We start from the raw sequence: 24949 nt of genomic DNA, 5'->3' as shown, positions 1-24949 counted from the left end.
GAAGACCCTCAGCCGGTGGTGCAGGGCGCACCATTCAGGGTGAAGGCGGCCGGAGCGGAGTTGGGGCCGGTCACCGAGCCGTTGAAGCCGACCGAGACCGAACCGTCGGGCACGATCAACGCGGTGTAGGCGGCGTTGGTGACCGTCACGTCCGCGCCGGACTGGGACACCGTGGCGTTCCACAGCTGCGTCACGGTCTGCCCGTCGGCGAACCGCCAGCGCAGCGTCCAGCCGTTGATCAGCGCACCGCTGACGTTGCGCACCGTCACCTCGGCCTGGAACGCGCCGGGCCATTCACTGTTGACCCGGTACACGACGACACAAGGGGGCGCCGGTGGAGGCGGAGTGGTCGTGATCGGCGCAGGTGGCGATGTCGACGTTGGACAGTCCTGCGACCACAGCCCGAGCTTCGCCTGCTGCGCCTTGGTCTCCGCCTCGGTGAGCGGGCCACCGTCCACCCCGGAGGTCCGCATCATGCCGCTGCGGACGGCCAGCAGCGCGAAGTCGGTGCCGTCCGGCAGGACCAGCGAGACTTCACCTGGGGTGATGCTGGACACGCGAACATCCTTGTCCAGCAACGTCTTCGTCGCGAACTCCAGCGCGGCGGCGGCAGCGCACGAGGAGGGCTCGGCGAGCAACGAGATGCGCGCGCGGGTGCCGTCGGCGAGGTCCACGGTGCGGCCGTCGAGAACGGCGCGCACCTTTGTGGACGATCCCGCCTCGGCGGGTGAGGAGGAAGACCTTTGTGGTGCCGGCGAGGGCCTGCCGCCCTGCTCAGCCGTACATGCTGTCGTGCACGCCGCGGTGAACAGGACCAACAGCACCACCAAGCGCTTCCGTGCTGCCATAAACCAAATCTATCCCCGGTGGCAGGGCATGCAATCGGCTGTTCGGAGTTGATCAACTCGGGCGTTCAGAGCCCTGGTTGATCCAAAACCACCCACGACCGCGTCGACTGTGCGAACGTGAAGAGGCCACAGCCGTTTCGCGGGAGGTTCTCTGCCGTTCACCGGCTCGTGGTGATCAACAGACAAGATCACGACATCCAGGTTCCCTGCCGATGGAGGTCTGAAGTGCAATCCCTGCAACCACACTGGGCGCGCCGCCTGCTCGCCGCGCTCGCCATCGTCGCTTCCGTGCTCGGCGTGACCACCGCGATGGCCCCTGCCGCCAGCGCCGACGTGTTCAACTCCTGTACCCAGTCCCGCTGCTCGGCGGCGCGCTCCGCCAACTCGACGTGGTCGTCGATGGGCTACCCGAGCTCGCGCGACTGGTACGACTGGCCCAACGGGAAGTGCAACTTCTCGGGCGGCTTCTTCCAGAACCGCGACGGCCAGCTGCCGGGCGACGACCACACCTTCCAGGAGTTCGACGTCTACCCACGCGCGTGCAACGCTCGCCGGGACGCGTACCGGATCGTCGTCGACCGCACCACCGGTGTCGTCTACTTCTCTCCGGACCACTACCGGAACTTCTACCGCCTCTGAGCTGACGGACCGGCCGGGGCTCGTGCCCCGGCCGGTCACCTTCCCAGCGCGTCGAGGACGCGTTTGAGCGAGCTGTCCGGGGTCTCGACGGCCGAGTCGAGCACCAGGTGGTCGTCCTCCCACGGCTCCCACAGGCCGCGCATCCGTTCGACGTGCGCCCACGGAACCGTTGCGTGCCAACCAGGAATGCCCCGCGACCGGCCTTCGACCCGTTCCCGGTGCAGGCGTTCGTCCGAGCAGACGCACTCGACCCCGACGAACACACCGCCGAGCCGTTCGGTGACCTCACGCAGACGTGCGCGCGCTTCACGCGTGTGCCCGGCCACGTCGACGACCACGTCGATCCCGAGTTGCACGTGCCGGGCGATCGAGGCGACGACGTTCAGGTCCACCAGCGCTGTCGCGGTCTCGTCGCTCAGCTCGCGGAACGGCGTCATCGTGCCCAGCAGCCAGTCCATCGAGACGATCGGCGACTTCAGGTGGCGGGCGAGCGACTCCGCGAGTGTGCTCTTGCCCGCGCCCGGGATGCCCGCGACCATCGCCACGCTGGGGCGCTCGGTGGTCGGTGTGAGGCCGAGGTACTTGGTGTAGGCATGCTCGGTCACGCCCCACCCAAACATCAACCGGGGTCTCCGGTGATCGCTGTTCGCTCTCGGAGCAATCCGCCGCTAACACAGAGGCCTCACGGCACGTTTCGTAGCCTCGGCACGTCAAGTCGACGAAAGGGAGCGGGTGTGCTCAGGTTTGCGCTGGTCGTGGCGTTGTTGACGGCGCTGGGCGCGTGCACCTCGACTCCGCCCACGCACACTCCGGCGCCTGGGTCGACGTCGAGCACCCCGCCCGCTCAGCAGACCTACGTGTCGATCGGCGACTCCTACGCCACCGGCTTCGCACCCGGCGGGGCCGGCGAGAGCTTCGCCCAGATCGTCGCCAAGCAGTCGGGCCTCAAGCTGGTCAACCTCGCGTGCAACGGCGCCACGTCCGCCGACCTCGCCACCAAACCGGCGTGCGGGCAGGACGCGGGCGGCAAGACCCAGCTCGACGCGGCCGTGGACGCGCTGCGCACCACCAAGACCAGCCTGGTCACCATCGTGATCGGCGGCAACGACCTGGCGCCGTGCGCGATCGCCCAGGATCCGCTGCAGTGCGCGACCACGACCGTCGCGGGCATCAGGACCAACGTCGCCGCCACCCTCGCCAAGCTCCGCGCGGTCGCGCCGGACGTGAAGATCGTCGGTCTCACCTACCCGGACATCTTCCTCGGCGCGTGGGTGAACCCGTCCATCCCGAACGGCAAGAACATCGCCCGCCTGTCGGTGTCGATGTTCCAGGACTTCAACACCACGATCGCCGCCGAGTACGCCAAGGCCGGCGCGAAGTTCGCCGACGTCACCAACACGACCGGCGGCTACGGCGCGCTCACGGACCTGACCCAGGACCCGAAGTACGGCCAGATCCCGGCCTCGGTCGCCCAGGTGTGCACGCTCACCTACTTCTGCGACCGCAGCGACGTGCACCCGACGCCCGCGGGTCACCAGGCGATCGCGGAGGCCGTCACCGCGGCGGGTCGCTGAACACCGCCCGCACCGGCGTCCCGCCCGGTCGCGCCGCCGATCCTGTATCGCTCACATCGACTGTGCCCACTCCATCCGCGCAAGCGCCCGCGATCGCCACCTCACGCGGGCCTGCGAGTGCTCGACCGCGTTCGTGAGCGCCTCCGCCCCAGAGTTCGCGCCAACACTCCTTCCCCACTACGAGGACATCCCGTGAACTGCTTACGGGGTTGGCGCCGTATTACCCGAAAGACTCTGTCGGCGGGCCGCATCGCCTGTCAGGCTCTGGAACCGTTGCCGCAGCGAGGAAGTGTTCGATGACAGTGCTCCCGCAAAGCATGGACGCCCTGCACCGGCTCAGCGACGCCGTCGACGGCTTCCTGCGCAGTGAGAAGGAGTTCAACCTCACCGATCCCGCGACGCAGATGCTGGTCGGCGGCCGCTTCCGCACCCTCGGCACACAGATCGGCGCCAGCGTGCTCGCGGGCGTGCCGGACGAGGACATCGCCGCGATCGTCCAGCCGGCCAGGTCCGCCTGCGCACGTTCACCTTTCATGCGCAGCGAACAGGAATGGGCCCGCGGCTACCCCGGCGACCACCAGCTGGTCGAGCACGTGATGGCGCAGGCCAACGGCGCCACGCCGGGCACGCTCGCCTGGCACGTCGAGGCCAGCCTGCAGAACTCGGCGATCACCCACCAGCTGCGCAACCGGGTGATGCACCAGACCCGGCTGATCAGCGACGTGCTCACCGCGCGGCGCAACGGCCCGCGCTCGGTGCTGCTGATCGCCTCCGCGGCCGCCCCCGACCTGCGCCTCATCCCGCCGGGCATCGTGCGGCCCGGCGACAGGTTCGTGCTCACCGACGTCGACCCGGACGCGTTGTCCCTGGCCCAGAAACGCCTCGGCCTGTTGAACGACTTCACCACCGTCGTGCCCGGCAACGTCTTCCGCGCGCTCGGCCAGCTGGCCGAGCTCGGGCCGTTCGACCTCGTCCTGGTGAACGGCCTGTACGACTACCTCAACGACCGCGCGGCCGTCCGCCTCACCGAGGCCGTGCTGACCAGGCTGTGCCATCCGGGCAGCACGTTCTACTTCTCCTGCACCGGCGTGGGAAACCCGTTCCGGTGGCCGCTCGAGTTCCTGATGGAGTGGTCGCTGATCGAGCGCGACGAAGCGGCCGTGCGCGCCCTGCTGCCGGGACGCAACGTGTCGGTCGGTGTCGATCCGACGGGTCTGGCGTTACTCACGCACGTGCGGGTGTGAACGCTCACATCACCGCAGGCCGTGCGCGATGCGGGTCACGAACGCCACCAGCCGGTCAGGCGTGAACCTCTCCGGATCGGTCAGCACGAGACGACCGGACATCTCGGCGAGCGCGAGCATCGCGTGGCCCAGCAGCGCCGAGTCGAGGTCGTCGAGCCCTCCCAGCTCCTTCAACCCCAGCGCCGCCAGGTCCTCGATCTGAGCGAGCACCCCGGCGCGCACCAGCTCGACCTGCGCCCGGAACTCGCGCGGCGTGCCCTCCGGCGGCAGCAGCACGAGCCGCCAGCGGTCGGGAGCCTCCACGACCGCGTTCACGAAGGCGCGGACCGCGTCGGCGAACGCGTCGTCCGGTGAGCGGGTCGCGAAGTCGGTCGGGAGGGCGGCCAGGACCTGCTCGGTCGCACGGGCCGCCTCACGTTCCAGCAGGGCGCTGATCAGTTCGGCCCGGTTGGCGAAGAGGTCGTAGAGGACAGGTTTGGTCACGGCGGCCTGCTTGGCGACGGATTCCATCGTCACCGTGTCGAAGCCGGCCGGAATCAGGCTCAGGGCGGCGTCCAGCAGCTGCTCGCGGCGCCGGTCGGGTGGCAGGCGGCGGGCGTACTTCCGGCGCGTTGTGCTCACGGGTCCATATTGCTACGGTGGCGTAGCTTTCACAAAGCTACGCGGGCGTAGTAATTGGCGGAGGTACGTGATGGAGCCGGACAACCTCGTCCCGCCGCTTCGTGACGTGCGTTCTCCACCTGCTGCGTCCTCGCGCAACGTGACGTCGCTGATCAACGGCACGGCCTGCTGGAACGTCCGCCCGAACCACCGCTCGCCCTCGGGCCGTTCACGGTGGAACTCCGGCGCAGCGGGGTATCCCTGCACGTGCCCGCCGACCGGTCGGCGCTGGACGTGATCAGGGACTTCCGGGCCGTCGGTCGCCTACTCGTGCCGGCAGGGGTTCTGCGGCACGTGCGAGGTCGGCGGCGTGCGGATCTGCGTGGACAGGCCTACCGGTGACCGGCTCGTGGTGGAGGAACTGTGAACGTGCGCTCCGGAGAAGTCGAACTCGCCGTCCAGGTGCGCGGCACGAGCGGGCCGACGGTCGTGCTCGTGCACGGCTATCCCGACACGCACGCCGTGTGGGACCGGGTCGCGGCGATCCTGGAGAAGGACTTCCGGGTCGTCACCTACGACGTGCGCGGCGCCGGCGGGTCGACGCCGCCGTCCACTGAGGACGGTTACCGGCTCGAACACCTGGCGAGGGACCTGTTCGCCGTGATCGACGCGGTCAGCCCGGACGAACCCGTGCACCTGGTCGGCCACGACTGTGGCTCGATCCAGTCGTGGGAGGCGGTGACCGAGCCGGGAGCGCGGATCGCCACGTTCACCTCGATCTCCGGCCCGTGCCTCGACCACATGGGCCACTGGTCGCGCAAACGCTTGTCGATCGCTCACCTCCGCCAGTTCCTGAGGTCCTGGTACATCGGTGCGTTCCACCTGCCGGTCGTGGCGCCGCTGTTCTGGCGCCTCTATCTCGGCCCGCGCTGGGGAGGCGTGCTCAGGAGGCTCGAGGGCGTCAAGGTCACGCCGGCGAGCACGATCTCCAGGGACGCGGTGCGCGGAATCTCGTTGTACCGGGCCAACATCCGGCGGGTCATGCGTGCGCCGCGGCAGCGCATCGCCCCCATGCCGGTGCAGGTGATCCAGCCGACCCGCGACCGCTACATCCAGACCGGGCCCCTCGACCTGGAGCACTGGGTACCGTCGCTGCGCAGGCGCAGGATCGCGGCGGGGCACTGGGCGCCGCTCAGCCACCCGGAGCCGCTCGCCCGGATGATCAGCGAGTTCATCACGAACCCCGCTCCCCCGCGTGAGCTCGTCGTGATCACCGGTGGCGGCAGCGGCATCGGCAGGGCCACCGCGGTGGCGTTCGCCGAGACCGGCGCGAAGGTCCTGGTGTCCGATGTGGACCTCGCGGCGGCCAAGGAGACCGCGGAGATGATCGACGGCCACGCCTACGAGGTCGACGTGCGCGACGAGGAGGCGGTGAGGGCCTGGTCACGCCAGGTCGCCGACGAGCACGGCGTGCCGGATGTGATCGTGAACAACGCCGGCATCGGGCACTCCGGGTCGTTCCTGTCCACGTCGACCGAGCAGTGGCAACGGGTGCTGGACGTCAACCTGTGGGGCGTGGTGCACGGCTGCCGCGCGTTCGGTGAGCTGATGGTCGAACGCGGAGAGGGCGGTCACATCGTGAACCTGTCCTCGGCGGCGGCCTACACGCCGTCGAAGATCCTCTCCGCGTACGCGACCAGCAAGGCCGCGGTGTTCATGCTGTCGGACTGCCTGCGGGCCGAGCTCGCACCGCACGCCATCGGCGTCAGCGCAGTCTGCCCCGGCCTGGTGAACACGAACATCACGGCCACCACGACGTTCTCCGGCGTGAGCGCCGAGGAGCAGAGCCGCAAGCAGGCCCGCGCGGCCCGCGTCTACGCCCGCCGCGGTTTCGGGCCCGAGGGCGTGGCGCGCGAGATCGTGCGCGCGGTGCGCCGCAACCGTCCCGTGGTGCCGGTGACGGCCGAGGCCAAGGCCGCACGACTCGCCAGCCGTGCCGCGCCGGGCCTGTTGCGCGCGTTCGCCAAACTAGACGTCGGCTAGCTCCCCGCCGAACGCGGCGGCGAGCCGGAGCCACGGCGCGGCCTCCTCCGGCCGGCCCTGCCGCTCCAGCGTGCGCCCGAGCAGCAGGTGCGCGTAGTGCTCGACCGGGTCGCGGTCCACGATCACGCGGAGCTGCGCCTCGGCCTTGCCCAGCTGCGCCGAGTGGTAGTAGGCGCGGGCGAGCAGCAGGCAGAGGTCCGTCTGGAACGGCACTTCCTCGACGATCCCGGCCAGCAGCTGCGCGGCCCTGGTGTAGTCCTTGGCCTCGAACAGCAGTTGTGCGCGTTCCCACCGCTCGGCTGTCGTCTCGGCGTGATCGGTGTCGAACAGGTGCGTCGCGGTGACCCAGCGGTCGGCCGCTACCTCGCCATTCGGCTGGTACTCGGTGAAGTTGTCCCTCATCGAACCTCCCTTCCGGACGTCTGCAACGTCGCCGGGCAGGAGGTATTCCCGCGCGTCGCTACCAGGCCTCGTCCCGCATGATCGGCCGGTCCGTCTCCTATTGCCGCAACTAGCGCCAACAGGCAGATCAACTTCGCAGATCAGCGGAAATAGGCACGAACCGGTGGTTCTGCCAGATCAGCCGGGACTCCTCCTCCGGGTACGTGGTCACCTCGTCCTCGGCGTCGAAGACGCGCGTCAGTCGATCGGCGGAGTAGGCGGGCCAGCCGGGATCACCACTCGTCGCGAACGCCGTCCACGCGCCACGGATGCGGTCCGACAGCTCCAGCGCTTCCGGTGTCACGTCACCGATCAGCATCGCGGGCTGACCGCGGTCGAGGTTGCCGAACATCAGCGGCACGTCCAGCCCGTGGCACGCGCCCAGCACACCACCCATCCCGGGCGCGGGCCAGGCCAGCACGTACACGTGGGCCCTGCCGCCGGCCGCGACCTGCGCCTCCGCCAGCCGCAACGACGGCATCCGGAAGAGCCAGTCCGAGCAGACCAGCTCGTACAGCTCGTCCGGGCCCGCGTCCGGGAAGCTCTCGCGGTAGCGGCGCGCGCCGTCCTGGCCGGGCGCGAAGATGTCCAGCGCGGTGGCCGCCTGCTCGTCGGTCACCTCGCCGAGGTTGCCGTCGATCATGGTGAGGATGCGCTGCTCGTGGCGCGTGTGCCCGACGATCAGCTCGATGTCCTTCGCCGCACCGGCGGCGACCGCCTCCCAGGGCGTGACCGGCAGAACGTCGCCGTCGACGACGGGCGCGAACGGGACCTGCTTGTGCGCCGCCTGTCCCCACCGCCCGGTGAACTGCCCGATCTTGGCCAGGATCTCGTCGCTCACGGACGCCAGCAGCTCGGGCTCCACAGTGGACAGTTCGGCCGGCGTCAGGCCGAGTTCGGCCGCGCAGGCGGTCGCGACGTCCGCGGCCAGCTCCGGCGTGAAGAACGGGCCGGGCACGCTGCACGCGATCGCGCGGTGGAAGAGCCCTGCCGCACGCGGCATCGCCAGCAGCGCGGCGACAGAGCCACCACCCGCGGACTCGCCGAAGATCGTGACGTGACCGGGATCGCCACCGAACGCGCTGATGTTGTCGCGCACCCATTCCAGCGCGGCGACCTGGTCCAGCAGGCCCCGGTTCGGCGGCACGCCCTCGACGTGCGCGAAACCCTCGATGCCGACGCGGTAGTTGAACGTCACGACCACCACGCCGTCCTCGGCGAGGCGCGTGCCGTCGTACTCGGGCAGGCCGGACGTGCCGAACACGTAGGCGCCGCCCTGGATCCACACCATGACGGGAAGCTGTGCGGCGACGTCCGGCGACCAGACGTTCACGGTGAGCCAGTCGTCGCCCTCGGCCCCCATCCGGTCCATGCCGAAGATGCCGGGCTGCGGTGGCGGCGGTCCGAACGCCAGTGCCTCCCGCACGCCCTTCCACTCGGGCGCGGGTTGAGGTGCGGCGAAACGCAAAGCACCCACCGGAGGCGCGGCGAACGGGATACCGCGGAACACCGCGACGCCCGATTCCATAGCGCCCCGAACCATTCCGCCACTGACTCGAACCTCGACCATGCGCGGATAGTGGTCGTTCGGCCCCGGCCGCGCCACGGAATTTCCGCCCAGGCGGTGACCACGACCTTCGCCCGCGCGTGCTCGACATGCCGGATCGCATGGGGCGCGTCCGTCAGCGTCGCCGTCTGCTCGAACGTCAGGTTCCACGGCTTGTGCGCCACCCGATCCTGCGACACGCACACGTACTCGGCGAAGGTCCCCTCGACCTCGCCGAACACCTCGTCCCCGACCTGCACGAGCCCGTTCACCCAGGGCCGACCGCCTCGACAACCCCCGCGAAGTCGAGACCGCGCATCCGCGTCTTCGGCGCGCGCAGCCCCAGGAACAGCCGCGCGAAGTACGGGTCGCCCCGCATGACGTGCCAGTCGGCGGCGTTGACCGACGACGCCCGCACCCGCACGAGCACCGCACCGGCGCCCGGCACCGTTCGACCTCTCGAAGCTCCAGCACACGACCCCTGGTAGCAGCACAAAGCGCGCGGAACGCCAGTTCCCCGGCGTTCCGCGCAGCGCTTGTTCTGTGTGACATCCGTGGCCTAGAGCGGCAGCTCGTCGCCCGTCTGCTCCTTGACCATGTACTCGGCGTACCAGTCGGGCCAGTTCTCGTCGTACTCCCCGCCGGTGCGCTTCTCGTGCTCACCGTGGGCCAGAGCCGCCCGGCGCAACGCCGACGCGAGGTCCGCGATCGACCCGTAGGACGTGTCGTCGGCGTCGACCCGGCCTGGCAGGCGGGTGGTCACCTCCTGCAGGATCCACGTGTTGCCGTCCGGGTCGGCGAACTCGGCGCGGGTGAAGTAGCTGCGGCGCTCGGGGTCGGCGCCCTCGACCGGGCCGTCCGGGCCGCCGTGGTAGAGCGGGCCGACCTTGATCCCTGCGGCGAGCAGGGCCTCGTGCGTCTCCACGATGTCCGAGACGATCAGGAAGTGCCGTCCTGAACCGGGTTCCGCGGTCGTGACGCCCTCGCCGAAGTGGATGGACGTGTTCGAGCCGCGCGGGGTGAACTGCACGACCCACGGCGGTGTCACGTCGAGCCTCCAGCCGAGGCGGCTGTAGAACTCCTTGGCGCGCTCGACATCCGTGACGGGGATGACGGTGACCTCGAGCTTCATGTCGATCTCTTCGAGCTTCTTCACTTCGCTGCTTCCTTTGCCAGATCGCGGAGGGCGTTGAGGAACGCCTCGGAGAAGGTGGGGAACGGTTGGATGACGTCGAGCAGCACGGACAGCGGGACCTTCGCGCGGATCGCGAGGGTGGCCTGCTGGAGCCACTCGCCCGCCTCGGGACCGATGGCGTGGGCGCCCGTGAGGACTTCGCCGTCGGAGACGAGGGTCAGGAAGCCGGGCCGCGTGGCGTACTCACGGGTGTGGGTGGCCGTGCGCGCGACGCCGGACAGGTAGGCCGTTGCGGTGTACTTTCCTTCTGCCGCACCAACTGCGGCGACCTGCGGGTCGGTGAACACGACCCGCGGCACGGCGTCGTAGTCGACCTGGGCGTCGTGGCCGAGGATGTTCGCGGCGGCGACGCGGCCCTGGTACTTGCCGACGTGGGTCAGGTTCCACTGGCCGGTCACGTCGCCGACAGCCCACAGGCCTGGGCCGAAGTTCATCGTGGCGTCCGTGCCGATGCCGTGCGGATTCGGTTCGACACCAACGGTTTCGAGCCCGATGCCCTCGACCCGAGGGCGCCTGCCGGTGGCCACGAGGAGCTTGTCGCCGCGCAACCGCGTGCCCTCCGGGAGGTCGAGCACGTACTCGTCGTCCTCGAACCGGGCCGCGGTGGCGTGCGCGCCGAGGTGCAGTTCGACGCCGTCCGCGGTCAGTACCTCGCCGAGCGCGCGGCCGACCGACTCCGGTTCCCGCGGCAGCAGCCGGTCGGCGCCCTCGACCAGGGCGACCTCGGAACCGAGCCGCCGGAACGCCTGCGCCATCTCGACACCCACCGGTCCGCCGCCGAGGATCAGCAGCCTGCCGGGGATCTCCTCGACGCCGGTGGCCTCGCGGTTCGTCCACACGTCCAGCTCGCGCAGACCGGGGATCGGCGGGATGAACGCCTCCGAACCCGTGGCCACCACGATGTGGTCGGTCGTGTGGATCTGGTCGCCCACCGCGACCCGGTGCGGCCCGGCGATCCGGCCGGTGCCGCGCAGCACGTCGATGCCGGCGTCGCGGGCCCACTTCTCGCCGCCCGCGTCGTCGTAGGACGACACCATGAAGTCACGCCACTCCAGCGCCGCCTTGGCGTCGATCTCGCCGGTGATGGCCTGCCGGGCACCGGGAACGTCCCGTGCGGCAGCCACGGCCTCGCCCGGCCGCAGCAGCGTCTTGGACGGGATGCACGCCCAGAACGAGCACTCACCACCGAGCAGCTCCCGCTCGACGATCGCGACCCGCGGTCCTCCGTCGGCGACGGCGGCGGCGAAGTGCTCTCCGGGTGAACCGCCGCCGATGACGATGACGTCGTAGGAGTTCATCACACCCGTCCAGGAAGGCGAGTCGTGACCTCCTGCAGCACCCAGCCGTTGCCGTCAGGGTCACTGAACGAGGCGTACGAGGAGTAGCTGCGGCGCTCCGGGTCGGGTCCCTCGACCCGCGCGGTGGTGCCCGCGTGGTGGAAGACGCCGCCCTTGTCGTGGAAGACCTCGCTGATCCGCACGCCTTGGCTCGCCAGTTCCTCGCGGGCGGCCACGACGTCGTCGACGATCAGGTAGAGGCCCTGCGCGCTGCCCGGCTCGGCGTCGGTGATGCCGCTGCCGAAGATCACCGACGCGCCCGATCCGGGCGGGGTGAGCTGCACGACGCGCAGGCCGTCCTCCGCGGTGAAGTCGGCGTCGAGGCGCCAGCCCAGGGTCTTGTAGAAGTGCTGGGCGCGGTCCACGTCCGCCACCGGGAGGACCGCCACCTCGAGCTTGAAGTCCATCTCGTTCATCTCCCTCGTTGTCGATGACTCGAGATTGCTCCGGCCAGGGACCCCTTCGAACCCGTGGAACACCCTGGTGACGCCCTGGCCCGTAGGCTCGGGCCCGTGTCGGACGATCTCCTGGGCAGACGCACCGAGGGCGAACACCTGGACCGCCTGTTGACACTGGCCAGGTCGGGTGCGGGCCAGGTCCTGGTGCTGCGGGGCGAGGCGGGGATCGGCAAGACCGCCCTGCTCGACCACGTGTCGGCGCGGGCCACGGGGTTCCGCGTGACCAGGGCCGCGGGTGTCGAGGCGGAGAGCGCGTTCCCGTACGCGGGGCTGCACCAGCTGTGCGTGCCGTTCCTCGACCGGGTCGACCGGCTGCCCGCACCCCAGCGCGAGGCGCTCGGCACGGCGTTCGGGATGGCGTCCGGGCCCCGGCCGACGCGGTTCATGGTCGGTCTGGCGGTGCTGACGCTGCTCGCCGAGGTTGCCGACGAGCAGCCGCTGGTGTGCCTGGTCGACGACGCGCAGTGGCTCGACTCGATGTCGTCGGCGGTGCTCGGGTTCGTCGCGCGCAGGCTGCTCGCGGAACGGATCGTGCTGGTCTTCGGGCTGCGCGAGGACAACGACTACCTCGACGGGCTGCCCGAGCTTCTCGTGCGGGGCCTGGACGACGCGGACGCCCGCGCGTTGCTGGACTCGGTGATCAAGGGGCCGGTGGACGGCCGGGTGCGCGACCGGATCGTCGCCGAGGCCCGCGGCAACCCGCTCGCGCTGCTGGAACTGCCGCGCGAGGTGGCCGACGGGCTCCACGCCGGGCCGCTGACCAGCAGGATCGAGCAGAGCTTCGTCCGCCAGGTCGAACCGCTGCCCGCCGACACCCGCCTGCTCATGCTCACCGCGGCCGCCGAACCGCTCGGTGACGCGACGCTGCTGTGGCGCGCGGCCGGGCTGCTCGGGCTGGGCGCGGACCCGGCGGCGGCGGCGCTCGGCACCGGGCTGATCGAGTTCGGGGCGCGGGTCCAGTTCCGGCACCCGCTGGTGCGCTCGGCCGTGTACCGGTCGGCGTCCACTGTGGACCGTCAACGCGTGCACCGGGCGCTGGCCGACGTGACCGATCCCGCGATCGACCCCGACCGCCGGGCGTGGCACCGGGCCCAGGCCACCACCTCGCCGGACGAGGAGGTCGCCGCCGACCTGGAGAACACCGCGTCACGCGCCCAGGCCCGCGGCGGACTGCTCGCCGCCGCCGCGTTCCTCGAACAGGCGGCGGTGCTCACGCCGGAACCCGGCCTCCGCGCTTCCCGGGAACTCGCCGCCGCACGCGCCAAACGCGACGCGGGCGCGCTGGATGCGGCGTTGCGGTTGCTGTCGGCCGTGGAAGCCGGTCCGCCGGACGAGCGCCGCAGCGCCGAGATCGAACACCTGCGCGGGCACGTCGCGTTCGACCGGCGCCGCGTCGCCGAGGCCGCCTCGCTGCTGTTCAGCGCGGCCCGCCGGCTCACCCCGTTCGACGCCGACCTCGCCCGCGAGACGCACCTGGAGGCGCTGTCGGCGGCGATCTGGGCCGGTTCCGCACCGGCCGACGCCTCCCGCACCGCTCCCCCGCCGCGCACCCCGCCGTGCGCGATCGATCTGGTCCTGGAAGCGCTCAGCACCCGCGTCACGGCGGGCTACGCGGCGTCCGTGCCGCACATGACCCGCGCGCTGGACGAGGTGCGTGCGCTCAAGGTCGGCGCCGAGGACATCAGCCGCCTGCCGTGGCTCTTCGGCTACCGCGCGGGCGGCATCGTCGCCACCGAGATGTGGGACTTCGAGACGCGCCACGTATTCGCCCAGCAGCAGGTCCGCCTGGCCCGTGACGCCGGTGCCCTCGTCCAGCTGCAGTTCGCGGTGAACTTCCTGGCGGACAACGAACTCCTGGCGGGCGAACCGGCCGCCGCGCAGGCGTTGATCGAGGAGGACCAGCGGATCTCCGAGGTCACCGGCACGCCCCCGGTCGCCTACGCGATGTTGCTGCAGGCCGCCTACCGCGGCGAGGACCTGGCCACAACCGTTGGCGCGCAAGCACGTGCGGACGGTCAGGGGCGCCTGGCGGTCATCGCGGACTGGACGCTCGCGATCCTCCACAACGGACTGGACCGCCACGACCTCGCCCGCGAGGCCGCGGTGCGCGTGGTCGACTCCGACGCCCTCGTCTACGGCGGCCTGGCCACCGCCGAGCTGGCCGAGGCGGCCTCCCGCACCGGTGACGCAGGGCTGGTTTCCGAGGCGTTGGAACGGTCATCGGCTTGGGTCGACACCGACTGGTCGTTGGGCCTCAAGGCTCGGCTGCGCGCGTTGAACGGCTCTCCTGACGGCTTCCGGGAGTCGATCGACTGCTTCGCCCGTACGGGTTTGAAGAGCGAACTGGCCCGCGCCCACCTGCTCTACGGCGAGTGGTTGCGCCGCGAGGGTCAACGCGTCGAAGCGCGCGAGCATCTTCGGACGGCTCACGAGATGCTGACGTCGTGTGGTATGACGACGTTCGCCGAGCGCGCGTGGCGAGAACTGCAGGCGACGGGCGAAACGGCCCGCAAGCGCACTGCCGAGCCCACCGACGAGCTGACCGCGCAGGAGTACCAGATCGCGCGGCTGGCCCGTGAGGGCTTCTCGAACCCGGAGATCGGCACTCGCCTGTTCATCAGTCCTCGGACCGTGGAATGGCACCTGCGCAAGGTGTTCGGCAAGCTCGGCGTGACGTCGCGGAGGCAGCTCCGCGACGCCACGTTCTGAGCAGTCAGCTCACCACACCCGCGTCGTTGACGACGGTCGCCGTCACCGCAGCGACCAGATGATCGCTCTCACCCGGAGGAGCGGATTTCAGCCGGCGGCGTACCGGCTCGCCGGCCGCGCCAGCCCGTAGTGGTCACGCAGCGTCCGTCCGGTGTACTCGGTGCGGAACAGCTTCCGCGCCCGCAGCAACGGCACCACCTGGTCGACGAACTCCTCCAGCCCGGACGGCAGCAGCGGCGCCATGACGTTGAAGCCGTCCGCCGCACCCGTGCGGAACCACAGCTCGATGTGGTCGGCGATCTGCTCGGGCGTACCGGCCACGACCTGGTGCCCGCGCCCGCCGCCCAGCCTGCCGAGCAGCTGGCGCAGCGTCAGCCGCTCCCGCACCGCCAGGTCGCGCACCAGCTCGAACCGGCTCTTCGCGCCGTTGATGTCCGTCACCGGCGGCAGTTCCGGCAGCGGCGCGTCGAGCGGGTGGCCGGTGAGGTCCACGCCGATCATGTCGGTGAGCTGGCGTACCGCCCGCTCCGGGATGATCAGCGACGTGAGTTCGTCCGCGAGCGCCGCGGCCTCCCGCTCGGTGCCGCCGAGCACCGGCACGATGCCGGGGAGCACCTTCAGCTCGTCGGCGGAACGACCGGACGCGACGACGCGGCGCTTGAGGTCGCCGTAGAACGCCACGGCTTCCTCGTGCGTCTGCTGAGCGGTGAAGACCGCCTCCGCCCACCGTGCCGCGAACGCCTTGCCGTCCTCGCTCGACCCCGCCTGCACCAGCAGCGGATGTCCCTGCGGGCTGCGCACGGCGTTCAACGGGCCACGCACGGAGAAGAACCGGCCCCTGTGCCCGATCTCGTGGACCTTCGTCTCGTCGGCGAAAACGCCGGAGTCCTGGTCGACGACCAGCGCGTCGTCCTCCCACGAGTCCCACAGCGCGGTGACGACGTCGAGGAACTCGTCCGCGCGTTGATAACGCTCACCGTGCTCGGTGTTCTTGTCGCGGTTGAAGTTCTGCGCCGACCGGTCCTGCGCGGTGGTGACGATGTTCCACCCCGCCCTGCCGCCGCTGATGTGGTCGAGCGACGAGAACAGCCGCGCCAGGTTGTACGGCTCGCTGAAGCCGGTGGACGCGGTCGCGATCAGTCCGATGTGGTCGGTCACCTGCGAGAGCGCCGTCAGCAGGGTGAGCGGTTCGAACCGGCCGGCCGCGGTGTGCCGGACGTCGCCCCAGATCTGGACGCCGTCGGCGAGGAACACCGAGTCGAACGTGCCGCGTTCGGCGATCTGGGCGAGGTTCTGGAAGTGCGCGACGTCGTCGAGCGCCTTCGGGTCGGTGCGCGGATGCCGCCAGGCCGCCTCGTGGTGGCCGACGCCCATCAGGAACGCGTTCAGGTGCAGCTGACGTTCGGTCACTTTCAGACTCCTGCCAACGAGAATTGCAGAGGATCGGCGTACAGGGCGCCGAGCTGGACGGCACCGGCTGCCACCCCGAGCACGTCCTCGCCGAAACTGCTCGGCAGCACGAGCTCGGGCGACGTGCAGAGACCTGACGCCGCCGCCACCTCGGCGCGCAGCGCGTCGACGCACTCGGGCAGCCAGTTCGTGCCGATCTCGGTCACGACGAGCACGTCGGGGTTGATGAAGTCGAACAGCACGGCGGCGGCCCGCCCGACGATCCCGGCACGTTCCACCAGCACCGCGACGGCGGCCGGGTCACCGGCCTTGGCGAGGTGGGCGAGGTCCATCATGGACGGTCGCGCCACCACCCCGGCCTGCCAGGCCCGCCGTGCCCAGGCCTGGTCGGCCACGGTGGCCTGCAGGCAGCCGGAACGGCCGCACGGGCAGTCGACCGCGGGATCGCCCAGCGCCAGATGCGCCACATCGCCCGCGGCCGACCGCGCGCCGCGGTGCGGCGTGCCGCCGGTGACGATGGCCGCGTCGACCACGTTGCCGACGAACAGGTGCAGCATCGACTCCCGGTTCCCCGCCCGGCCGAAGAGCTGCTCGGCCTGGGCGAGCGCACGGGCGTGGCTGTCCACGAGCACGGGCAGCCCGGTGCGCGCGGTCAGCAGCTCCCGCAACCGCACGTCGCGCCAGCCGAGCGAGGCGTGCTGGACCAGCACGCCCTGCTCGGTGTCCACCCAGCCGCCCACCGCCACGCCGAGGCCGATCGGCACGAGGCCGGGCAGCTGCTCCTCGTGCAGTCGCAGCAACCGGTCGGCGGCCGTGGTCAGGACGTCGAGCGGGTCGGACGGGTCGCGGTGCGTGATCACCTCCCGCGTCAGCATCCGGCCGCGCAGGTCGAGCAACGCCAGCGTGCAGTACTCGTGCGCGACGTGCAGCCCCGCCACGACGTGCCGTCCGGCGGCGATGTCCACCGGCACGTGCGGCCGCCCGATCCCCTGGTACGGCACGGGGTGCGCGGCCTCGACCAGCAGCCCTGCCTCGGCGAGCGCCGAGCAGGTGCGGGTCACGGCGGCGGGGCTCAGTCCCGTTTCGCGGGCGATCGTGCTGCGGGCGATCGGACCGTGCCGCAGCAGGGCCCGCAGCGCGGTTCCGGCCGGGGTGGTCATGAGATCAGCGGAGGGCCGGACGGGGACAGCGCGGGCCCGACCGCGAGCGCTGCTCCCGGCGTGCGGCCCTTGCCCCAGCCGATGTCCCTGCGATAGCTGCCCAGCAGTCCGGTGCGGCGCAGGTGTTCCTCGTCGTGCGCGAACGACGCCTCCGGCAACGGATGCGTGTGCGGGGCGACGAACAGCGCGTCGGCCGGGCAGTTCGCCTCGCACTGGAAGCACGTCTGGCAGTCGGACTGCCTGCTGATCACCGGCAGACCGTCGGCGCCGCGGTCGAAGACGTTGGTCGGGCACACCAGGATGCACTTGTCGCAGGCGATGCACTGCTGGGTGGAGATCAGTTCGATCACGCCGCCACCACCTCCGGCCGTGCCCAGACCCGGTCCAGGCCGCCACTCGTGATCCTGTGATGCTGCAACGGATCCAGCTCGGGATGGTCCAGCCGCTTGGCCATGCCCCGGCTTTCGTTGCGCACCAAGGCCGACGTGTACATCCATCGGGCATGAGCGACCATCGCGGCCGCCTGCCGTGCCGTCACCGACGCGGTGCCCACCGACTCCAGCGACCGCAACGACTCCCAGACACCGTCCAGCACGCCCAGCGCGTCGCGCAGCACATCGCCGTGCCGCAGGTAGTTCTTGTCGTACGGCAGCACTTCGGCCTGTACCGTGCGCACGACCTCGGCGACGTCGACGTCCGCCACCTTCCCCGCCGGCCGCAGCCCGGCGCCGCCCACGGCCTGTACACGCCGGGTCCCGCGGCCGATCGAGCGGGCGAACCGGGCAGCGGCACGACCAGACCACGAACCGGACGAGATCGCCCAGGCCGCGTTGTGGCTGCCACCGCCGGTGAACCCGCCGCAGATCAGCTCCCTGGTCGCCGCGTCACCGGCCGCGTACAGGCCGGGCACGGTGGTGGCGCAGCCGTCGTCGACGATCCGGATGCCACCGGTGCCGCGGACCGTGCCCTCGGCGAGCAGCGTGACCGCGAACGGGTCGGTGAACGGGTTGACGCCCAGCCGGTCGAACGTCAGGAAGAAGTTGGGCTGCGCCAGGCGCATCGCCTTCTGGGCTGCCTCGTCGGCGAGGTCGATCTTGCAGAACACCTTCTCGGACAACAGGGTTCGTGCGATCACCGACCGGCCGCGCTGGCTGCCCGCTCCCTCCAGCACCGAGCCGTCGGCGCGGTAGAAGGTCGCGTAGTTGTAGAACGCCGTCTTGGTCACCGACGTGTGCTCCGGCGCGATGCCGTAGGAGTTGGAGAACTCCATTCCGGACAGTTCGGCGCCCGCCTCGGCCGCGAACAACGCACCGTCGCCGGTGTTCACGTTGCAGCCGAAAGCCTTGCTCAGGAACGCGCACCCACCGGTCGCGAGCACCACCGCGCCCGCGCGAACCCGGAACGGCCGGTCCGCCTGCCGCTGGTGCCCCGCGGCCCCGGCCACCGCGCCGTCGAACGACGTCAGCAGCTCGGTGACCGGGCTGTGGTCGAGGATCGTGACACCGGCCCGGCGCACGCGGATCCGTTGGCGCCGCATGTATTCCGGCCCCTGCAGGCCGGTGCGCAGCGACGTGCCGTCCGGCCCGGCGGGAAACGGGTACTTCGCGTCGGCCAGCTCGTTGATCCGCTCGTAGGTCTCGTCGAGCACCCTGGCCATCCAGCGCCGGTCGGCGAGGTAACCGCCGAGCGCCTCCCTGCTCGCCATCGCGGCCTCGCGGGCATCGGGCTCCGGCGGCACGTACCAGACGCCGGTGCCGACCGAGGCCGTCGCACCGCTCGTTCCGCAGTAACCCTTGTCGGCCAGCACGACCGAGGCACCTTCCTCGGCCGCCTTCAACGCGGCCCAGGTCGCGGCCGGTCCTCCGCCGACCACCAGCACGTCCGTGGTGAGTTCCAGTGTCATCTCAGGCTCCCACCGGAACGCGCCACGACGTGAAGCGGCGTTCCACGCTGACCAGCACTTGGTTGAACAGCACGCCGATGGCGGAGATCGTGATGATGCCCGCGTACATCTGCGGGATGGCGAAGTTGTACTGCGAGGCGTTGATCAGGTAGCCGAGCCCGGCCTTGGCACCGATCATCTCGGCGGCCACCAGCACCAGGATCGACACCGCGCCCGCCAGCCGGATGCCGGTGAACACGGTGGGCACCGCCGCCGGCAGGATCACCTTCTGGAACAGCCGGAAGCCGCCCAGGTTCATGGACTTCGCGAGGCGCAGCAACGTCGGGTCGACGCCGCCGACCGCGCTGATCGTGTTCAGCAGGATGGGCCAGGTGCAGGCGTAGAAGACGATCGCGATCTTCGACGTCTCGCCGATGCCGAGCAGCAGCACGAAGACCGGCAGCAACGCGAGCGCGGCGGTGTTGCGGAACACTTCCAGCAGCGGGCCGAGCACCGTGGCCACCGGCTTGTACCAGCCGATCAGCAACCCGAGCGGCACCGCGCCCGCCACCGCGAGGCCGAAGCCCGCCAGCGACCGCGCGAGGCTCGCCTGCGTGTTCTCCAGCAGCTGGCCGCTCACCAGGAGGTCCCACCACGCGCCCAGCACGGTGGAGAACGACGGGAGGAACGTGGCGTCGACCAGGCCGAGCCGGGGTGCGGCCTCCCACACCACCAGCAGTGCCACGATCGCGACGCTCTTGCCGACGCCGGTCAGCAGCGCGTCCAGCGCCCGGCGAGTCCGTTGTGGACGGATGGCGACCGGTGTGGTCCTGGTCGCGGGACGGGCTTCCAGCAGTGCGGTCATCGCCCCACCACCTCCTTCTCGAGTTGCTGTGCGCGGGTGACCTCGTCGTGCAGCAGATCCCAGATGCGGTGCCGGTAGCGGGCGAACTCGGGGCTCGACCGCGGGTCGCCGGTGCCGCGCCGGTCGCCGAGGTCGATCGGCACGACCTCCTTCACCCGGCCTGGCCGCGATGTCAGCACGGCCACGCGCTGCCCGAGCAGCACGGCCTCGTCGATGGCGTGCGTGATGAACACGATCGTCTTGCCGGTGCGCTGCCAGATGCGCACCAGTTCGTCCTGCAACGATTCCCTGGTCTGCGCGTCGAGCGCGGCGAACGGCTCGTCCATCAGCAGCACGGCCGGGTCGTAGGCGAGGCTGCGGGCGATCGCGACCCGCTGCCGCATACCGCCGGAGAGCTGGTGCGGATGCCGGTCCTCGAACCCGGTGAGGCCCACCAGGTTCAGGAACTCCCTGGCGCGCTCCGCCCGTTGCCGGCGCGGCACACCCGTGGCCTCCAGGCCGAACTCGACGTTGCCCTGCGCGGTCCGCCACGGCAGCAGCGCGTACTGCTGGAACACGATCCCGCGGTCCAGCCCCGGTCCGGTGATCGGGACATCGTCGAGCAGGATCTCGCCCTCGGAGGCCGATGTGAGGCCGCCCAGCAGGTCCAGCAACGTCGACTTGCCACACCCGCTCGGGCCGACGAGCACCAGGAACTCGCCGCGGGCGACGTCGAGGTCGATGCCGTCGACGGCGGTGAACTCGGTGCCCTTGACCGGAAACCGCTTCGTGACGCCGCGGAAGCTGATGTGCGGGCTCATTTCGCGAGCTCGTTGTACTCGTTGGTGTAGAGGTCGGAAAGCTTCACCTGACCGGCCTTGATCTCACCGCGTTCGGTGAGCCAGTCGACCCAGACCTGCAGCTCCCGGTCGAGAATCTTGCCGCCCTTCTCCGCGACACCGGTGGACTTCCAGTACTTGAGCGCGCCGGGGTCCTCGTTGCGGCCGCGCTTGGCGAGGATCTCGACTTTGCGCGCGACGACCTGCTCCGACGGCGTGGTGCGGCCCCATTCGATCGCCTTGGCGACGCCCGACACGAAGGTGCGCACGGTGTTCGGGTTGTCCCTCAGGAACTTCTCGGTGAACACATAGGTGCCGGCGGTGAACGCGCCGAGGAGGTCGAAGTCGGAGAACAGCTTGCGCACCCCGCCCTTCTCCAGCGCCTTGTCCCGCAGGATTCCGCCGAGCACGCCGACGTCGATCTGCTTCTGCCGCACCGCCTGTTCGGTGTTGACCGGCGGCACGACCGTCGCCTCGACCTTCTTGGCCTCGTCCTGGCTCAGCCCGTTGCGCTTGAGGTAGATTCCGAGCATCGCCTCGTGGTGGGCGCCGAGCGTGTTCATGCCGACCTTCTTGCCGATGAGGTCCCGTGCCGTCCTGATAGGACTGTCCTCGAGCACGTAGAAACCGCTGTAGGCCTGGGCGTCGGACCCGTAGTAGCCGATCACGGACCTGATCGGTGCTCCGGCGGCCTTGAGCTTCACGACCGCGCCGTTGAAGGCACCGCCGAAGTCGACCTGGCCGGTGGCCGCGGACTGGATGTCCTGCGGGCCGCTCGTGGTGTTGCCGACCCACTCGAGCTTGACGTCGCCCAGGTAGCCGAGGTCGGCGGCGAGCTCGGGCAGGGTGACGTCGCCCGCCCAGCCCTGGTAGCGCAGGGTCTTGGTCTCCTGGCCGGCCCCGGCGGCGGTCGAGCAGCCGACGGTCGCCGTGGTGAGGCCGAGCAGGGTGAGTCCGAGGAAGTTCCGTCGTGTGGTGGTCACGGCCGATTCCTTTGCTGAACGGGGGGAATTGACGGTTTGGGGTTCAGCGACCGGCGCGACAGAAAGCGCTGGCGTGCCGTCGGAGATCGACGTGCCGGCGCGAGGTGAGGAAGGCGGCTTGGCTCACGGCGCAGAGCGTCACATCCGCCCGGAGCAGGGTCAACGACGTGATCAGACGTCTCACATGGTGAAGCCGCGCTGGACAGCGTGACCTAATTTTCCCGCCGCAAGAAAGTCGTCCGCTTCGTGGGACGAACTTATTTTCCCAGCGTGCAAACTAGATCCGGCCGACGGGCAACGGAATGGTTGAGGCATGACAGCGCAACTCACCAGAACGATCACCGTCCACCGACTGGGAGCGCACATCGGTGCGCGCATCGACGGCGTCCAGCTCTCCGGCGACCTGCCGGAGGACACCGTGGCCGAGATCAGGGCCGCGTTGCTGGCGCACAAGGTCGTGTTCTTCTCGGGCCAGCAGCACCTCGACGACGCGGGGCAGCTCGCGTTCGCCCGCCTGCTCGGCCAGCCGACGCTCGCCCACCCGACCGTCAAGGGCCAGGAGCACGCTCAGGTCCTCGCCATCGACTCCGAGTACGGCAAGGCCAACAGCTGGCACACCGACGTGACGTTCGTCGACAGGGTGCCCGCGATCAGCATCCTGCGTGCGATCGAACTGCCCCCGTACGGTGGCAGCACGGTGTGGGCCAACACCGTGCAGGCGTACGCGGATCTGCCGGAAGCGTTGCGGGCGCTGGTGGACCGGTTGTGGGCTGTGCACACCAACCTCTACGACTACGCGGGACACGTGGACTCGACCCGCATCGGCGGCATCGACGTCAAGGAGCAGTCGTACCGCGACGAGTTCCGCTCGCACGTGTTCGAGACCGAGCACCCGCTGGTGCGCGTCCACCCGGAGACCGGCGAACGCGCGTTGTTGCTGGGCCACTTCGTGAAGCGGATCGTGGGCGTGACGCCGACGGAGTCGCAGGCGATCTTCGCGCTGCTGCAGCAGCGGGTGACCCGGCTGGAGAACACGGTGCGCTGGCAATGGTCCGACGGCGACATCGCGATCTGGGACAACCGCGCCACCCAGCACTACGGTGTCGCGGACTACGACGACCAGCGCCGCCGGCTGCACCGGGTCACCATCGCGGGTGACGTCCCGGTCAGCGTCGACGGCGTGGCCAGCACACCGGTCACCGGGGACGCGGCCCACTTCTCCGCACTGTGACGGCCGTTGCAGTGGACGGGCTGTCCGCCCGTCCACTGTGGACGCTCAGTTGCCCGCGGCCAGCCACTGCTCCAGGCTGGTCGCCTGCAGCTGCGCGCCCGCGTTCGGCACGAGCTGCTTGCCGGTCAGCAACGTGCCGAAGTACTGGGCCTGCGGGTCGCTGACGACCTCGCGCGAGTCGTCGCGCGCCTGGAGCACGGTGCGGATCCAGCCGTCCAGCGTGAACTCCTCCGGCCCGCCGATCTCCTGCACGCCGTTGATCGGACCGGTCGCCGCGGTCCTGGCAACCACCGCCGCGACCTCGGAGGCCGCGATCGGCTGCACGCCGCCGTGGGGCAGGCGCACGACGCCGTCGACGGTCGCCGAGTCGGCGATCGCACCGGCGAACTCGAAGAACTGGGTCGCGCGGATGATCGAGTACGGCAGGCCGGACGAGGTGATCAGGTTTTCCTGGGCCACCTTCGCCCGCAGGTAGCCGGAGTCGGGCAGCTCGTCGGCGCCGACGATCGACAGCGCGACGTAGTGGCCGACGCCCGCGGCCTCGGCGGCCTGCGTCAGGTTGGTGGTGGCGGCGGTGAAGAAGTTCATGACGTCGTCGTCGGCGAACGACGGCGAGTTCGACACGTCGACGAGCACGTCGGCGCCTTGCAGAACCTCCTTGACGCCCTCGCCGGTCACCGTGTTCACACCGCTGTTCGGGGACGCGGGCACGGCGTCGTGGCCGTGCTCAGCGAGCCGCTTCACTACCTGGCTGCCGATCAACCCGGTGCCGCCGATGACAACGATCCTCATGGGTCCGTCCCTCTCGTGAGCCCGCCCCGTGCGGGTGTTCACGAGCTAGGACAGGACAGCCCCCGCCGTTGTGACAGACCTACTGGAAGGCGTTCAGCTTTTCCTGGTTGACCAGCCACATCACCTGGTCGATCCCCTCCGCGGAGGCCGTCACGGTGATCACCGCATAGGTGGTGCCGTTCTTGCGCAACCGGACCGCGCTCAGGCCGTTCGCGTCGACGTAGCTGACGTCCGCGCCTTCCCAGAACTTCGGCGCCCACCCCGCGAAGATCCTCGCGAGGGTCGCGGCGCCGAACAGCGGCCGCCCGGCCGCACGCACCGTGCCGTTGCTGTCGGAGTAGCTCACGACGTCCTCGGCGAAGAGCTTCTCCAGTCCGGCCAGGTCACCGGCCTGCGCGGCCGCCACGAACGCTTCGAGGAGCTTGCGCTGCTCTGCGCGTTCGACGGGCGCCCTGCGCTCGTCGGCGAGGTGTTTGCGCGCCCTGCTGACCAGCTGCCGTGCCGCCACCTCGCTGGTCTGCACGATCTCGGCGATCTCCCGGTACGGGTAGTCGAACGCCTCGCGCAGCACGTACGCGGCCCGCTCGGTCGGTGTGAGCTTCTCCAGCAGCAGCAACACCGCGAGCTCCAGCACTGCGCCCTGTTCGGCACCGAGCTGCGGGTCGGCGGCCGTGTCGACCGGCTCTGGCAGCCACGGCCCGACGTAGGTTTCCCTGCGGGCACGCGCCGTCTGCGACTCGTTGATCGCAAGCCGGGTGATCGCCGTCGCCAGGTAGGCCTCGGGGTTGACCACCGCCGTGCGGTCCGCGAGCTGCCAGCGCACCCAGACCTCCTGCACCAGGTCCTCGGCGTCGGCAACACTGCCGGTCATGCGGTAGGCGATGCCGAACAGCCTCGGCCGAGCCGCCGCGAACACCGACTCAGCCTGCTCCAGCTGCGTCATCGAACCGCTCCCTTCCTCCGATCGCCACCGTAGCGCCGATCGTCGAAGCGGTTCGTGTGGCGCGCACGTCACCGACGATTCCAACACCTCCTCCAGGTCCGCTAGTAGCGTGTCGCAGCTTCTGCCAACTGCACGGTTGGCAGCAGTCGGGGTTGATCAGAAAACGTTTGCGTCAGCATTTCTCTACCGCCAACTCGGCAGCGACGTGCATGAGAGCGCGACCATCCGGGC

25 protein-coding genes are annotated in these 24949 nt (G+C 70.3%); 6 read left to right on the top strand and 19 right to left on the bottom strand.

Translation table 11 applies throughout. The annotated features are described in order from the left end of the window. Positions 1-8 precede the first annotated feature (8 nt). Positions 9-701 carry a cellulose binding domain-containing protein gene (locus tag JOD27_RS43040; protein ID WP_204768164.1) on the bottom strand — a complete coding sequence of 231 codons (693 nt, stop codon included), beginning with the start codon at positions 699-701 and terminating at the stop codon, positions 9-11. A 372-nt stretch (positions 702-1073) separates the two neighbouring features. Here JOD27_RS43040 and JOD27_RS43035 point away from each other — a divergent pair, with 372 nt between their 5' ends. Then, positions 1074-1487 (top strand): ribonuclease domain-containing protein, encoded by a 414-nt coding sequence (locus JOD27_RS43035; RefSeq protein ID WP_307830656.1) that lies wholly within the window; start codon positions 1074-1076, stop codon positions 1485-1487. Between the two features lie 35 nt (positions 1488-1522). On the opposite strand, the gene JOD27_RS43030 is transcribed toward JOD27_RS43035, so the two are convergent. Continuing rightward, positions 1523-2092: a P-loop nucleotide/nucleoside kinase family protein gene (locus JOD27_RS43030; protein ID WP_204768163.1), complete on the bottom strand. Its 570-nt coding sequence runs from the start codon at positions 2090-2092 to the stop codon at positions 1523-1525. A gap of 129 nt (positions 2093-2221) precedes the next feature. Between JOD27_RS43030 and JOD27_RS43025 the strand changes: the two genes are divergently transcribed. Then, positions 2222-3061, top strand: coding sequence for a GDSL-type esterase/lipase family protein (locus JOD27_RS43025; RefSeq protein WP_204768162.1), 840 nt, complete (start codon positions 2222-2224; stop codon positions 3059-3061). Between the two features lie 296 nt (positions 3062-3357). Next, positions 3358-4305 carry a class I SAM-dependent methyltransferase gene (locus JOD27_RS43020; RefSeq protein ID WP_204768161.1) on the top strand — a complete coding sequence of 316 codons (948 nt, stop codon included), beginning with the start codon at positions 3358-3360 and terminating at the stop codon, positions 4303-4305. Between the two features lie 9 nt (positions 4306-4314). Here the strand turns inward: JOD27_RS43020 and JOD27_RS43015 are convergent, their stop codons facing one another. Beyond that, complete coding sequence (locus tag JOD27_RS43015; RefSeq protein ID WP_204768160.1) at positions 4315-4926, bottom strand: TetR/AcrR family transcriptional regulator; 612 nt, start codon at positions 4924-4926, stop codon at positions 4315-4317. Between the two features lie 402 nt (positions 4927-5328). Here JOD27_RS43015 and JOD27_RS43010 point away from each other — a divergent pair, with 402 nt between their 5' ends. Next, on the top strand, positions 5329-6948 hold the full coding sequence (locus JOD27_RS43010) for an SDR family oxidoreductase (protein ID WP_307830655.1): 1620 nt from the start codon (positions 5329-5331) through the stop codon (positions 6946-6948). On the opposite strand, the gene JOD27_RS43005 is transcribed toward JOD27_RS43010, so the two are convergent. From JOD27_RS43005 to JOD27_RS42980, 6 genes are all read right to left on the bottom strand, one after another. Continuing rightward, on the bottom strand, positions 6934-7350 hold the full coding sequence (locus JOD27_RS43005) for a tetratricopeptide repeat protein (RefSeq protein WP_204768159.1): 417 nt from the start codon (positions 7348-7350) through the stop codon (positions 6934-6936). The two genes, JOD27_RS43010 and JOD27_RS43005, sit on opposite strands and share 15 nt — an antisense overlap. 127 nt (positions 7351-7477) lie before the next feature. Continuing rightward, on the bottom strand, positions 7478-8959 hold the full coding sequence (locus tag JOD27_RS43000) for a carboxylesterase/lipase family protein (protein WP_204768158.1): 1482 nt from the start codon (positions 8957-8959) through the stop codon (positions 7478-7480). Positions 8960-9203: 244 nt separating this feature from the next. Further along, positions 9204-9383 carry an alcohol dehydrogenase catalytic domain-containing protein gene (locus JOD27_RS42995; RefSeq protein WP_204768157.1) on the bottom strand — a complete coding sequence of 60 codons (180 nt, stop codon included), beginning with the start codon at positions 9381-9383 and terminating at the stop codon, positions 9204-9206. 111 nt (positions 9384-9494) lie between these two features. Next, positions 9495-10091: a VOC family protein gene (locus tag JOD27_RS42990; protein WP_307830653.1), complete on the bottom strand. Its 597-nt coding sequence runs from the start codon at positions 10089-10091 to the stop codon at positions 9495-9497. Continuing rightward, positions 10088-11428, bottom strand: coding sequence for a dihydrolipoyl dehydrogenase family protein (locus JOD27_RS42985; RefSeq protein ID WP_204768156.1), 1341 nt, complete (start codon positions 11426-11428; stop codon positions 10088-10090). Before JOD27_RS42985 ends, JOD27_RS42990 begins: the two co-directional genes overlap by 4 nt. Continuing rightward, on the bottom strand, positions 11428-11883 hold the full coding sequence (locus tag JOD27_RS42980; protein WP_307830652.1) for a VOC family protein: 456 nt from the start codon (positions 11881-11883) through the stop codon (positions 11428-11430). The genes JOD27_RS42985 and JOD27_RS42980 overlap by 1 nt, the downstream gene beginning before the upstream one ends. A gap of 96 nt (positions 11884-11979) precedes the next feature. Between JOD27_RS42980 and JOD27_RS42975 the strand changes: the two genes are divergently transcribed. Further along, positions 11980-14634: a helix-turn-helix transcriptional regulator gene (locus JOD27_RS42975; protein WP_204768155.1), complete on the top strand. Its 2655-nt coding sequence runs from the start codon at positions 11980-11982 to the stop codon at positions 14632-14634. 87 nt (positions 14635-14721) lie between these two features. On the opposite strand, the gene JOD27_RS42970 is transcribed toward JOD27_RS42975, so the two are convergent. Genes JOD27_RS42970 through JOD27_RS47345 form a run of 8 tightly spaced genes read right to left on the bottom strand, consistent with a single transcriptional unit; the run spans position 14722 to position 21879 of the window. Then, positions 14722-16044: an LLM class flavin-dependent oxidoreductase gene (locus JOD27_RS42970; RefSeq protein WP_307830651.1), complete on the bottom strand. Its 1323-nt coding sequence runs from the start codon at positions 16042-16044 to the stop codon at positions 14722-14724. Positions 16045-16046: 2 nt separating this feature from the next. Then, complete coding sequence (locus JOD27_RS42965) at positions 16047-17204, bottom strand: ROK family transcriptional regulator (RefSeq protein ID WP_204768154.1); 1158 nt, start codon at positions 17202-17204, stop codon at positions 16047-16049. Further along, on the bottom strand, positions 17201-17554 hold the full coding sequence (locus tag JOD27_RS42960; RefSeq protein ID WP_204768153.1) for a 4Fe-4S dicluster domain-containing protein: 354 nt from the start codon (positions 17552-17554) through the stop codon (positions 17201-17203). The genes JOD27_RS42965 and JOD27_RS42960 overlap by 4 nt, the downstream gene beginning before the upstream one ends. After that, complete coding sequence (locus tag JOD27_RS42955; RefSeq protein WP_204768152.1) at positions 17551-19107, bottom strand: FAD-dependent oxidoreductase; 1557 nt, start codon at positions 19105-19107, stop codon at positions 17551-17553. Before JOD27_RS42955 ends, JOD27_RS42960 begins: the two co-directional genes overlap by 4 nt. A 1-nt stretch (position 19108) precedes the next feature. Then, on the bottom strand, positions 19109-19951 hold the full coding sequence (locus JOD27_RS42950) for an ABC transporter permease (RefSeq protein ID WP_204768151.1): 843 nt from the start codon (positions 19949-19951) through the stop codon (positions 19109-19111). Next, on the bottom strand, positions 19948-20751 hold the full coding sequence (locus JOD27_RS42945; protein WP_204768150.1) for an ABC transporter ATP-binding protein: 804 nt from the start codon (positions 20749-20751) through the stop codon (positions 19948-19950). The genes JOD27_RS42950 and JOD27_RS42945 overlap by 4 nt, the downstream gene beginning before the upstream one ends. Beyond that, a complete protein-coding gene (locus JOD27_RS42940; RefSeq protein ID WP_204768149.1) occupies positions 20748-21752 on the bottom strand; it encodes an ABC transporter substrate-binding protein in 1005 nt (334 codons plus the stop codon). Before JOD27_RS42940 ends, JOD27_RS42945 begins: the two co-directional genes overlap by 4 nt. A gap of 43 nt (positions 21753-21795) precedes the next feature. After that, on the bottom strand, positions 21796-21879 hold the full coding sequence (locus JOD27_RS47345) for a putative leader peptide (RefSeq protein WP_368856141.1): 84 nt from the start codon (positions 21877-21879) through the stop codon (positions 21796-21798). Positions 21880-22065: 186 nt separating this feature from the next. Between JOD27_RS47345 and JOD27_RS42935 the strand changes: the two genes are divergently transcribed. Then, entirely contained in the window at positions 22066-22983 is a 918-nt protein-coding gene (locus JOD27_RS42935) for a TauD/TfdA dioxygenase family protein (RefSeq protein WP_204768148.1), read from the top strand. A 45-nt stretch (positions 22984-23028) separates the two neighbouring features. Here the strand turns inward: JOD27_RS42935 and JOD27_RS42930 are convergent, their stop codons facing one another. Then, entirely contained in the window at positions 23029-23775 is a 747-nt protein-coding gene (locus JOD27_RS42930; protein ID WP_204768147.1) for an SDR family oxidoreductase, read from the bottom strand. Positions 23776-23854: 79 nt separating this feature from the next. Further along, a complete protein-coding gene (locus JOD27_RS42925; protein ID WP_204768146.1) occupies positions 23855-24718 on the bottom strand; it encodes an RNA polymerase sigma-70 factor in 864 nt (287 codons plus the stop codon). Positions 24719-24949: the final 231 nt, after the last annotated feature.

The organism is Lentzea nigeriaca, from assembly GCF_016907955.1.
Taxonomy (GTDB): domain Bacteria; phylum Actinomycetota; class Actinomycetes; order Mycobacteriales; family Pseudonocardiaceae; genus Lentzea; species Lentzea nigeriaca.
This window is presented reverse-complemented; position numbering and strand designations above follow the sequence as displayed.